The sequence below is a fragment of the Mesorhizobium sp. YL-MeA3-2017 genome (genome assembly GCF_030814575.1).
Classification (GTDB): Bacteria; Pseudomonadota; Alphaproteobacteria; order Rhizobiales; family Rhizobiaceae; genus Mesorhizobium; species Mesorhizobium terrae.
Window position 1 is genome coordinate 3,041,318 of sequence record NZ_JAUSVH010000001.1, and the last position, 11,278, is coordinate 3,052,595.

Annotated in this window: 9 protein-coding genes; 8 read left to right on the forward strand and 1 reads right to left on the reverse strand. The window is 63.1% G+C overall.

The genetic code is table 11. The annotated features are described in order from the left end of the window. Positions 1–54 precede the first annotated feature (54 nt). From QFZ88_RS14605 to QFZ88_RS14630, 6 genes are all read left to right on the forward strand, one after another. A complete protein-coding gene (locus QFZ88_RS14605; RefSeq protein ID WP_024924389.1) occupies positions 55–993 on the forward strand; it encodes an N-acetylmuramic acid 6-phosphate etherase in 939 nt (312 codons plus the stop codon). 24 nt (positions 994–1,017) lie between these two features. After that, positions 1,018–2,277, forward strand: a complete 1,260-nt coding sequence (locus QFZ88_RS14610) for an ABC transporter substrate-binding protein (protein WP_024924388.1) — start codon at positions 1,018–1,020, stop codon at positions 2,275–2,277. Positions 2,278–2,508: 231 nt separating this feature from the next. After that, a complete protein-coding gene (locus tag QFZ88_RS14615) occupies positions 2,509–3,432 on the forward strand; it encodes a carbohydrate ABC transporter permease (RefSeq protein WP_024924387.1) in 924 nt (307 codons plus the stop codon). Between the two features lie 10 nt (positions 3,433–3,442). Then, on the forward strand, positions 3,443–4,282 hold the full coding sequence (locus tag QFZ88_RS14620; RefSeq protein ID WP_024924386.1) for a carbohydrate ABC transporter permease: 840 nt from the start codon (positions 3,443–3,445) through the stop codon (positions 4,280–4,282). Positions 4,283–4,330: 48 nt separating this feature from the next. Continuing rightward, the gene (locus QFZ88_RS14625; protein ID WP_024924385.1) at positions 4,331–5,392 is read left to right on the forward strand and encodes a Gfo/Idh/MocA family protein; all 1,062 of its coding nucleotides are present in this window, start codon (positions 4,331–4,333) and stop codon (positions 5,390–5,392) included. A gap of 20 nt (positions 5,393–5,412) precedes the next feature. Further along, a complete protein-coding gene (locus tag QFZ88_RS14630) occupies positions 5,413–6,411 on the forward strand; it encodes an ABC transporter ATP-binding protein (protein ID WP_024924384.1) in 999 nt (332 codons plus the stop codon). Between the two features lie 56 nt (positions 6,412–6,467). On the opposite strand, the gene QFZ88_RS14635 is transcribed toward QFZ88_RS14630, so the two are convergent. After that, complete coding sequence (locus tag QFZ88_RS14635) at positions 6,468–7,295, reverse strand: ferredoxin--NADP reductase (RefSeq protein WP_024924383.1); 828 nt, start codon at positions 7,293–7,295, stop codon at positions 6,468–6,470. Between the two features lie 199 nt (positions 7,296–7,494). On the opposite strand from QFZ88_RS14635, the gene QFZ88_RS14640 reads away from it, so the two are divergent. Both QFZ88_RS14640 and QFZ88_RS14645 read left to right on the forward strand, forming a co-directional pair. Further along, positions 7,495–9,567, forward strand: coding sequence for a hydantoinase/oxoprolinase family protein (locus QFZ88_RS14640; RefSeq protein WP_024924382.1), 2,073 nt, complete (start codon positions 7,495–7,497; stop codon positions 9,565–9,567). After that, on the forward strand, positions 9,564–11,258 hold the full coding sequence (locus tag QFZ88_RS14645; RefSeq protein WP_036255305.1) for a hydantoinase B/oxoprolinase family protein: 1,695 nt from the start codon (positions 9,564–9,566) through the stop codon (positions 11,256–11,258). The genes QFZ88_RS14640 and QFZ88_RS14645 overlap by 4 nt, the downstream gene beginning before the upstream one ends. The last annotated feature ends 20 nt before the right edge of the window (positions 11,259–11,278 follow it).

Below are 11,278 nucleotides of genomic sequence, written 5' to 3' on the forward strand. Positions count from 1 at the left end.
CATGTGGACAAGTGGTATTTTTTTGGTATTGTCGAGAAAGGTGGAGGAATTGGAATGGCGCAGAAGCGCACCGAAGCGAAGCATCGCGACGCGGAAGGCCTGGATGTCCGGGCTCCGGAAGCTGTTTTGGCTTCGCTTGCGGAAGCCCAGATCGAGGCTGCGTCCGCTGTCCGTGAGGCCATCCCCGCCATTGCCTCCGCAGCTGCGTTGATCGCCGATCGTTTGAATGCGGGTGGCAAGCTCGTCTATGCCGCGGCCGGCAGTTCCGGCCTGATGGCTCTGGCCGACGCCCTCGAATTGCCGGGCACGTTCGGCATCGACCGCAGTCGCATCGCCATCCTGATTGCCGGTGGGCAGGAAGCATTCCAGACTCTCGCCGGTGGCCCCGAGGACGACGAGGGCGAGGCGGCCGAAGCCGTTGAAGGTGCTAATATCGGCAAGAACGATTGCTTGATAGCATTGTCGGCCAGCGGCTCGACCCCCTATGCCGTACGGGCATTGCTGGAAGCCAAGCGTCGCGGCGCGGCAACCATCGCCGTGGCCAACAATGGCGAGACGCCGCTGCTGCAGGCCGCCGATGTCGCGATCCTCTTGAAGACGCCGCCGGAAGTCATCGCCGGCTCCACCCGCATGGGTGCAGGCACCGCCCAGAAAATCGCGCTCAACATGCTGTCGACCCTGGCCGCCATCCATCTCGGCCATGTCCATGACGGCTATATGGTCAATCTTCTCGCCGACAACGCCAAACTGCGCGATCGCGCTGCCCGGATTGTCGCCGCCGTCACCGGGCGCGACCGCGGCGATGCCGAACGGTCGCTCGAAATGAGCGGCGGCGCCGTCAAGACCGCCATTCTGCTCGCTGCCGGCGCCACCAGCGTCGATGCTGCCGAGAAGATACTGGAGAAGACTGGCCAGAGGTTGAGGCCGGCCCTTTCCGCCATCAGAGGAGAGCAGGGAGGCGAAAGTCTCCCATCTCGTCAAAACCGAACCTGAAAAAGGTCAACAGGGAGACTGAGCATGAAGACGAAACTTCTTACGGCATTACTTTTGGGCTCCAGCGTACTCGGCTTGGCCGGGACCGCTTCCGCCGCTGATGTCACGCTCAATATCGAAAGCTGGCGCGGTGACGACCTCGCCATCTGGAAGGACAAGCTGATCCCGGCCTTTGAGGCGAAGAACCCCGGCATCAAGGTGGTGTTCGCGCCGTCGGCGCCGACCGAGTATGACGCCGCTCTCGGCGCCAAGCTCGCCGCTGGTTCGGCCGGCGATCTCATCACCTGCCGTCCGTTCGACAAGTCGCTCGAACTCTACAAGAAGGGCGATCTCGCCGACCTGACCAAGCTGTCCGGCATGGAGAATTTCTCCAGCGTGGCCAAGTCCGCATGGTCGACCGACGATGGTTCGGCCACCTTCTGCGTGCCGATGGCCTCGGTCATCCACGGCTTCATCTACAACAAGGACGCCTTCGACAAGCTCGGCCTCAAGGTGCCGCAGACCCGCGACGAATTCTTCGCCGCGCTCGACAAGATCAAGGCCGACGGCACCTACATCCCGATGGCGATGGGCACCAAGGACCTCTGGGAAGCCGCCACCATGGGCTACCAGAACATCGGTCCGAACTACTGGAAGGGTGAAGAGGGCCGTCTCGCTCTGATCGCCGGCAAGCAGAAGCTGACCGACAAGGACTGGGTCGAACCCTATGCCGAACTCGTCAAGTGGAAGCCTTATCTCGGCGACGGCTTCGAGGCGCAGACCTATCCGGACAGCCAGAACCTCTTCACGCTCGGCCGCGCCGCCATCTATCCGGCCGGCTCGTGGGAGATCGGCCTGTTCAACACCCAGGCGCAGTTCAAGATGGGCGCCTTCCCGCCGCCGGTCGGCAAGGCAGGCGACACCTGCTACATCTCCGACCACACCGACATCGGCATCGGCCTCAACGCCAAGAGCAAGAACGCCGACGCGGCAAAAACCTTCCTGACCTGGGTCGCCTCGCCGGAATTCGCCGGCATCTATGCCAACGCGCTGCCAGGCTTCTTCAGCCTGAACTCCGCGCCGGTGAAGATGGCGGATCCGCTGGCGCAGGAATTCGTCTCCTGGCGCGAGAAGTGCAAGCCGACGATCCGCTCGACCTATCAGGTTCTGTCGCGCGGCACGCCGAACCTCGAAAACGAGACCTGGGTTGAATCGGCCAACGTCATCAACGGCACCGACACCCCGGAAGTCGCAGCCGGTAAGCTGCAGAAGGGTCTCGACAGCTGGTACAAGCCGGCGAAGTAAGACTGTGAAACGACCGGGCCGCGTTTATCGCGGCCCGGCCTGTCCCGAACTGTAGATTCTGATTGTCGGCGCGGTTCCTCGCCCTTACGCTCTTCCTTTGAAGACTGGAGAAGGGGCGCCGGCTTCATGTCTGTCGTTTCCCCGGATGTTCGGGGAAAATCTCGGCGGGCAGGCGAGGGGCGGCATTCTCACAATTTGACGGCGACACCCGAGGCGGTAAGGACCGAACTCATGGCTGCAGCATCGAAAAAACCGTTCCGTTTGCACATCGGCGTCTTCCTGGCGCCGGCGGTGCTCGTCTACACGGCCGTTATGATCCTGCCGCTGTTCGGCACGCTGCAGCTCTCGCTGTTCCGTAGCATCGAGCAGGTGCAAACCTTTGTCGGCTTCGACAACTTCCGCACCTTGTTCGGCGACCCCAACTGGTCGTTCAATTTCTGGAACGCGCTGAAGAACAATGTCTGGTTCTTCATCATCCACATGCTGGTGCAGAACCCGATCGGTGTCATGCTGGCGGCGCTGCTCTCCAGCCCGAAGCTGCGTTTCACCGCCTTCTACCGTACCGCGATCTTCATCCCCACGATCCTGTCCTTCGTCATCGTCGGCTTCGCCTGGAAGCTGATCCTGTCGCCGATCTGGGGCGTGGCACCCGACCTGCTCGGCATGGTCGGCCTGAAAAGCCTGTTCACGCCGTGGCTCGGCAAGGAAGAATACGCGCTCACCGCACTCAGCCTGATCTCGGTCTGGCAGTTCGTCGGTATCCCGATGATGCTGATCTACGCAGCGCTTCTGTCCATCCCGGAAGAGGTGATCGAGGCGGCCGAATGCGACGGCGTCACCGGCTGGTCGCAGTTCTGGAAGATCAAGCTGCCGCTGATCCTGCCTGCCATCGGCATCATCTCGATCCTCACTTTCGTCGGCAATTTCAACGCCTTCGACCTGATCTACACCGCGCAGGGCGCCTTGGCCGGGCCGAACTACTCGACCGATATCTTGGGCACCTTCCTCTATCGCGCCTTCTTCGGTTTCCAGTTGCAGGTCGGCGATCCGAACATGGGCGCCACCATCGCCACCATGATGTTCCTGATCATCCTGATCGGCGTCTGCTTCTATCTCTTCCTCGTGCAGCGGCGCCTGCGCCGCTACCAGTTCTGAGGGCGTCACGATGAGTAAGGCCACCTCTTCCCTGCCGCGCACGATCGGCGCGCACGCGATCCTTTTGACCTACACCGTCATCGCGCTGTTCCCGGTCTTCGTCGTCGTCATCAACTCGTTCAAGTCGCGCCAGGCGATCTTTCAGCAGCCGCTGACGCCGCCGACGCCGAAGACCTTCGACCTGATCGGCTACACCACCGTGTTCGGCCAGGGCGATTTCTTCCTCTATTTCCAGAACAGCCTGATCGTCACCGTCGTCTCGCTGTTCTTCGTGCTGCTGTTCGGCGCCATGGCCGCCTTCGCCCTGTCGGAATACCGCTTCCGCGGCAACACGCTGATGGGCTTGTACCTGGCGCTCGGCATCATGATCCCGATCCGCCTCGGTACTGTCGCCATCCTGCAGCTGATGGTGGCTTCGGGGCTGGTCAACACGTTGACGGCACTGATCCTGGTCTACACCGCACAGGGCCTGCCGCTCGCTATCTTCATTCTTTCGGAATTCATGAAGGGCGTGTCGGACGATCTAAAAAATGCCGGCCGCATCGACGGGCTCTCCGAATACACGATCTTCTTCAGGCTGGTGTTGCCGCTGGTCCGCCCGGCCATGGCCACGGTCGCCGTGTTCACCATGATCCCGATCTGGAACGATCTGTGGTTCCCGCTGATCCTGGCGCCGTCGGAGGCCACCAAGACGGTGACGCTCGGCGCGCAGATCTTCCTTGGCCAGTTCGTTACCAACTGGAACGCTATCCTGGCGGCGCTGTCGCTGGCGATCCTGCCGGTGCTGGTCCTCTATCTGATCTTCTCGCGGCAGCTCATCCGCGGCATCACCTCAGGCGCGGTGAAGTAAGCGCCGTCCTCAAAGCAACAACAAAGAAACCCGACACAGGACATCAAAGTGACTTCGACCAAACCCCTCCGCGTTGTCGTTGCCGGCCTGGGCAATATGGGCCGCAGCCACGCGCTGGCCTACTACAACAATCCGGGCTTCGAGATTGCGGCCCTCGTCAACCGTTCGGACGTGCCGCTGCCCGGCGGGCTGGCGGGTCACGAGATCCGTCGTTCGTTCGAGGACGCACTGCGCGACGAGAAACCGGACCTTGCCTGCATCGCCACCTATTCGGACAGCCATGCCGACTATGCGGTGCACGCCTTCGAGGCTGGCTGCCATGTCTTCGTCGAGAAGCCGCTGGCCACCACGGTCGCCGATGCGCGCCGGGTGGTCGACGCCGCCAAGGCCAACGGCAAGAAGCTGGTGATCGGCTATATCCTGCGCCATCACCCGTCCTGGGTGCGGCTGATCGCCGAGGCCCGCAAGCTGGGCGGCCCTTATGTGTTCCGCATGAACCTCAACCAGCAGTCGTCCGGCCATACCTGGCAGACGCACAAGCAGTTGATGCAGACCACCTCGCCGATCGTCGATTGCGGCGTCCATTATCTCGACGTCATGCTGCAGATCACCGATTCCGCGCCCGTCGAAGTGCGTGGCATGGGCGTGCGCCTCTCCGATGAGGTGGCGCCCTCCATGTACAATTACGGTCACTTGCAGGTGCTGTTCGAGGACGGTTCGGTCGGCTGGTATGAGGCCGGTTGGGGCCCGATGATCTCGGAGACCGCCTTCTTCGTGAAGGACGTGATGTCGCCGAAGGGCTGCGTGTCGATCGTCATGGCCGAGGGTGTGAAGTCGGACGATATCGACACCCATACCAAGACCTCGACCATCCGCCTGCACCAGGCCGCGACCGGTGCCGACGGTAAGTTCCTGAAACCCGACGAACTGCTTTCCATGGAAGGCGAACCGGGCCACCAGGAATTGTGCGATTTCGAACAGGCTTTCGTGCTGAAAGCCATTCGCGAGAATGTCGACCTCACCCGCCACATGGACGATGCCGTGCGTTCGCTTGCCGTCTGCCTTGCCGCCGACGAAAGCGTGCGCACCGGCAATCCCGTCAAACTCTAGCAATCGAGCGAGGAACAGCCGTGGGCTCTCTGAAGATCGAGAATGTGAAGAAATCCTTCGGGCCGGTGGACGTGCTGAAGGGCATCGACCTCGACGTGAAGGATGGCGAATTCGTCGTCTTCGTCGGCCCGTCGGGCTGTGGCAAGTCGACCCTGCTGCGTGTCATCGCCGGCCTGGAGGACGCTTCCTCCGGCCGCGTCCTGATCGATAGCCAGGAGGTCACTTCGACGCCGCCGGCCAAGCGCGGTATCGCCATGGTGTTCCAGACCTATGCGCTCTATCCGCATCTCAGCGTGCGCGACAACATGGCGCTCGGCCTCAAGCAGGCTGGCGAGCCGGCTGCCGAGATCGACAAGCGTATCGGCGCCGCATCCGCCATGCTTTCGCTGGAACCCTACCTCAAGCGCCGCCCGGCCGAACTTTCCGGTGGCCAGCGCCAGCGCGTCGCCATCGGCCGCGCCGTGGTGCGCGAGCCGAAGCTGTTCCTGTTCGACGAGCCGCTGTCGAACCTGGATGCCGCGCTGCGCGTCAACACGCGTCTCGAGATCGCGCAGCTGCACCGCCGGCTCAAGGCGACGATGATCTACGTCACTCACGACCAGGTCGAGGCAATGACGCTGGCCGACAAGATCGTGGTGCTGAATGCCGGCCGCATCGAGCAGATCGGCGCGCCGATGGAGCTTTACCAGTCGCCGGCCAATGAATTCGTCGCCGGTTTCATCGGCTCGCCGAAGATGAACTTCGTTGACGGCGCGCGGCTGGGCGAAACCGTCAAGACCATCGGCGTGCGCCCGGAACATCTGACCGTCGATCCGAAGTCCGGTTCGTGGAAAGGCACGGTCGTGCACACCGAACATCTCGGTGCCGACACCAATGTCTATCTCGATTGCGAAAAAGCCGGCCTGATCACGGTGCGCATCTTCGGCGTCTACAACGCCGAGCCGGGGTCGACGCTTTATGCCACGCCGGATCCGGCCAAGACCTACCGTTTCGATGCGGACGGCAAGGCTGTGAAATGAAAATGGCGCCCTCGGGCGCCATTTCTTCGAGCGGTTGACGTCGCAACCACCATCGATCAGCCGACGAAGGCGCGTTCCACCACGAAGGTGGCTGGAGCACTCAGCGAGCCTTCGACGAAGCCAAGGCTTTCAGCCATTTCCTTGACGTCCTTCAGCATGTGCATCGAACCGCAGATCATGATGCGGTCGGTTTCCGGGTTCAGCGGCTCGATACCGAGGTCGGTATAGAACTTGCCGGAGCCGACCAGCGCCGTGATGCGGCCCATACGCTCGGAGGTTTCGCGCGTCGTCGAATTGTAGAGCGTCACGCGCCCGTTGGTGAATTCGCCGATCAGCGGGTCCTCCGCCAGCGCTGCCACCAGTTCCTGGCCATAGGCCAACTCGGCCACGTCGCGGCAGGTGTGGGTGAGATAGACGTGCTCGAACTTCTCGTAGGTATCGGGGTCGCGCAGCAGGCTGGCGAAGGGCGCGATGCCGGTGCCGGTCGAGATCATGAACAGGCGCTTGGCCGGGGTAAGTGCGTCCAGCACCAGCGTGCCGGTCGCCTTGTGGCGCATCAAAATGGTGTCGCCGGGCTGGATCTTCTGCAGGTGCTGGGTGAGCGGGCCGTCCGGCACCTTGATGGAGAAGAATTCGAGCTCTTCGTCCCATGCCGGGCTCGCCACGGAATAAGCGCGGTATACCGGCTTCTCCGCATTCGGCAGGCCGATCATGACGAACTCGCCGGAGCGGAAACGCAACGATTGCGGCCGGGTGATACGGAAGGAAAACAGCCGGTCGGTGTAGTGCTTCACCGAAACGACCTTTTCAGCAAAAACGTTCGCCGGAATAGGGAACTGCAACGGCGTGGCTGCATCCGTGCTCTGGGCGGAAGCGGTGCTCATAGAACCAACCTTTTCCTGCTGCCTGGGGCTCTCCTGCGCGCCGCTTTTGCGGGTCCCGATATGCCTCGGCATTGTCTAGGGGCAGGCTCTTGTAACGGAAATCTATTAGTATACAAATGATCTTAGCGTCAAGATCGTGCCGCGGAACGCCTTTCCAAACTGGCCTTCATCGGCAGTTCGGACTTTTCGGATTTCGGCGATGAATGAGAAAGTTCCGGCGCAATCGGACAATGTCGTCGCCGGCATCGACGTTGGCGGCACATTTACCGACCTGATCCTGATCGATGGCCGCGATGGCGGCAAGGTCCGCATCGCCAAGACGCCGACCACGCTCGACAATCAGGCCTTCGGCGTCGTCTCGGCGCTCGGCGCCACCGGCGTCAGCCCCGCCGACATTGACCTGATCGTCCACGGCACCACCACCACTACCAACGCCGTGCTGGAGCGCAGGCTGGCCCGGACCGGCATGATCACAACGGCTGGTTTCCGCGACATCATCGAACTCGGCCGGCGCACCCGGCCGCAGGCCTATGGTATGACCGGTACCTTCGAGCCGGTTATCCCGCGTCTCTTGCGTCTCGAAATCGACGAGCGCGTGGAAGCGTCGGGCCGGGTGCGTGTCCCGCTTGACGAGGAGGGTGTGCGGCATGCGGTACGTTGGTTGCTGGCGGCAGGCTGTGAATCGCTCGTCATCCATTTCCTGCATTCCTATGCCAACCCGCTGCACGAGCGCCGCGCCGCCGAGATCGCCGCCGAGCTCTGGCCGAACGGCCATATCACCGTCGGTCACACGCTTTTGTCCGAAGCGCGCGAATTCGAGCGCGGCGTGACGGCCTCCGTCAACGCCGCCGTGCAGCCGATCCTTGAGCGTTATGTCGCCCGGCTGCGCGATGAACTCGCCGGCCAGGGCTATAAGCGCGACTTCCTCATCATGAACGGCAATGGCGGCATGATCTCGGCGCGTTTCGTCGCCCACGAAGCCGCCAAGACGGTGATGTCTGGTCCGGCCTCCGGTGTGATCGCCGCCGCCTATACCGGTCGCCGTGCCGACCACCGTAACCTTGTCACCTATGACATGGGCGGCACCTCCACCGATGTGGCGCTGATCCGCGATGCCGAACCGGCTGTCTCCAACGAGATCGAGCTGGAATACGCCATGCCGATCCACGTGCCGATGGTGGCTGTGCACACGGTCGGCGCCGGCGGCGGCTCGATCGCGCGTGTCGACGCGGCCGGCCTGATCCGCGTCGGGCCGGAAAGCGCCGGTGCCAGTCCCGGCCCGATCTGCTACGGGCGCGGAGGCAAGCTGCCAACCATCACCGATGCCAATCTGGTGCTCGGTCGCCTGGCGCCGAAAAAACTGCTCGCCGTCGACAATCCTGTCAGCGTCGAAAGCGTGACCCGGATATTCGAGGACAAGATCGGCCTGTTCACCGGCCTCTCCGGCGTCGAGGCGGCCGGCGCGGTGCTGAGGCTGGCCAATATCAAGATGGCAGGCGCCATCCGTATGGTGTCGGTTGGCCGCGGCCACGACCCGCGCGACTTCACGCTGTTCGCCTTCGGCGGGGCCGGTCCGTTGCACGCCAGCGCGCTGGCGCGCGAGCTTGGCCTGCCGCGCGTGCTGGTGCCAGCACGGCCGGGCATCACCAATGCGCTAGGCTGCGTCGTCGCCGATATGAGGCACGACTTCGTCAACACGCTGAACCAGCCCGTCGCCAGCATCGACGAAAAGCGCGTGGAACAGATCCTCGAGGCGCATCGCGCCGAGGGTGAAAGCCTGATCGCCAAGGAAGCGGTGAAGCCACAGGCGGTCCGCGTCAGCCATTCCGCTGACATGCAGTTCGTCGGCCAGACCCACCTGATCAATGTGCCGCTGCCATCGGCGCGGGTCGACCGCGCCACCCTGCAGGGGCTTTTCGAAAAGGCCTATTTTGTCCGCTTCAAGGTCGAGCTGCCGGAAATCCGCGCCAATCTCGTCAATCTGAACACCTCGGTTACCGGTGTGCGGCCGCAGATCGATCTGTCGACGCTGATCGACCCCGCTGGCCGCGCCAGCAAGCTGGCCGAGGCCCGCGCCGAGGTTCGCCTGGTCTGGTATGACGGCGTCTGGCGCGACACGCCGGTTTATGCCCGCGAAAAACTGCCACTCGAGGCGGAGATCGAGGGCCCGGCGATCATCGAGCAGATGGATGCCACCACCGTGCTCGAGCCGGGCGACAGGGCAACCAGCGATGCCGACGGCAATCTGATCGTCGAGGTGGGCAGCCGATGACGCATATCAGCCTCGATGCCATTACACTTTCCGTCATACAGGCGGGTCTGCAGCAGGTCTGCGACGAGATGGACCTGACCTTTTCGCGCGCCGCTTTCTCGCCGGTCATCGCTGAAGCCAACGATCGTTCCGACGGCATCTATTCGGCCGTTGACGGCGCGTTGATCGCGCAAGGCTCGCAAGGCCTGCCGGTCTTCGTCGGCGTCATGCAGTACTCAACCCGGATCGTCATCGAGATGATCGCCGCTGGCCGCTGCCTGCCACCGGAACCGGGCGACATCTACATCGTCAACGATCCTTATCTCGGCGGCACGCATCTCATGGATGTGCGCTTCGCCATGCCCATCTATCGCGGCGGCGCGATCTTCTGCTGGCTCTCCAACACGGGCCATTGGCCGGATATTGGTGGCGCCGTGCCAGGCGGTTTTTCCGCCTCCGCCACCGCCGTCGAACAGGAAGGGCTGCGCCTGCCGCCAGTCAAGCTGTTCAAGAAAGGCGTGCTCGATCCCGAGATTTACGCCATCATCTGTTCCAACATCCGTGTCGCCGACCAGCGCATCGGCGATATCAAAGCGCAGGCCGCCGCCCTGCTTGTCGGGCAGGACAGGCTCAACGAAATCCTAGATCGTTACGGAGACGAAACCGTCTCTGCAGCGGTCGCGGAATTACGCCAGCGCGCCGCCGAGCAGATGCGTGCCAACATAGCGGCCATCGCCGATGGCATCTACCGCTCTAAGGCCTATGTCGATTCCGACGGCGTCGTCGACGAACCGCTGACCATCGCGCTTGCCGTGGAGAAGAAGGGCGACACGCTGACTTTCGATTTCGGAGGTTCATCGAAACCCTGCGCCGGGCCGATGAACAGCGTGCTCGCCACGACGCTGTCGTCGGTCTATCTCGCCATGCGCCATATCTTTCCGGATGTGCCGATCAGCGCCGGCGCTTTCGAGCCGTTGATCGTCAAGCGCCCGGAAGGCACTTTCCTCGATGCCAGCTATCCGCGCCCGGTTTCCGGTTGCGCGGCGGAAGTCTCGCAGCGCATCGCGGAAGCGGTTTTCGCGGCCATGGTGCAGGCACTCCCGGACAAGGTGACGGCGGCGCCTGCTGGGTCGAGCGGCAATTTCGCGCTCGGCGGCCACGATCCGGCTCGCGGCCGCGACTATGTCATGTACCAGATTTCCGGCGGCGGTTATGGCGGCAACGCCCGTCACGACGGGCTTGCCAACGGCTGCTCGACCATTGGCATTTCCAAGTCGCCGCCGGTCGAGATCATGGAACAGGCTTTCCCGGTGCTCTACCGTCACTACGCGTTGCGTGAAGGCTCCGGCGGCGCGGGGCGCCATCGTGGCGGCTTCGGGCTGGCCTATGAGGTCGAGTTGCTGCGTGGCGAGGCGCGTGCCTCTTTCGTCATGGATCACGGCCGCTTTGGTCCGCAAGGCGTGCTGGGCGGTCGCGACGGCGCCGTCAACACGGTGACGGTGATCCGCGATGGCAAGGAGCATGTGCCGCAGCATCTTTCCAAGGAACAGGACATCCCGCTGAAGGCGGGCGACCGCGTTCGCGTCGAGACACCCGGCGGCGGCGGTTATGGCGATCCGCGCAAGCGCGATCCCGAAGCGGTCCGCCACGATGTGGCGCAGGGCTACTACACGGCAAGCCAGGCGAAGAAGATGTTCGGCATCGAGCCGTAGCGCGAACAACCGTCAGCTTC

What these genes read in the sequence shown, in the direction of transcription:
- QFZ88_RS14605 (WP_024924389.1), top strand. Translation starts at nt 55, where the DNA reads ATGGCGCAGAAGCGCACCGAAGCGAAGCATCGCGACGCGGAAGGCCTG.
- QFZ88_RS14615 (WP_024924387.1), top strand. Translation starts at nt 2,509, where the DNA reads ATGGCTGCAGCATCGAAAAAACCGTTCCGTTTGCACATCGGCGTCTTC.
- QFZ88_RS14640 (WP_024924382.1), top strand. Translation starts at nt 7,495, where the DNA reads ATGAATGAGAAAGTTCCGGCGCAATCGGACAATGTCGTCGCCGGCATC.
- QFZ88_RS14620 (WP_024924386.1), top strand. Translation starts at nt 3,443, where the DNA reads ATGAGTAAGGCCACCTCTTCCCTGCCGCGCACGATCGGCGCGCACGCG.
- QFZ88_RS14645 (WP_036255305.1), top strand. Translation starts at nt 9,564, where the DNA reads ATGACGCATATCAGCCTCGATGCCATTACACTTTCCGTCATACAGGCG.
- QFZ88_RS14635 (WP_024924383.1), bottom strand. Translation starts at nt 7,295, where the DNA reads ATGAGCACCGCTTCCGCCCAGAGCACGGATGCAGCCACGCCGTTGCAG.
- QFZ88_RS14610 (WP_024924388.1), top strand. Translation starts at nt 1,018, where the DNA reads ATGAAGACGAAACTTCTTACGGCATTACTTTTGGGCTCCAGCGTACTC.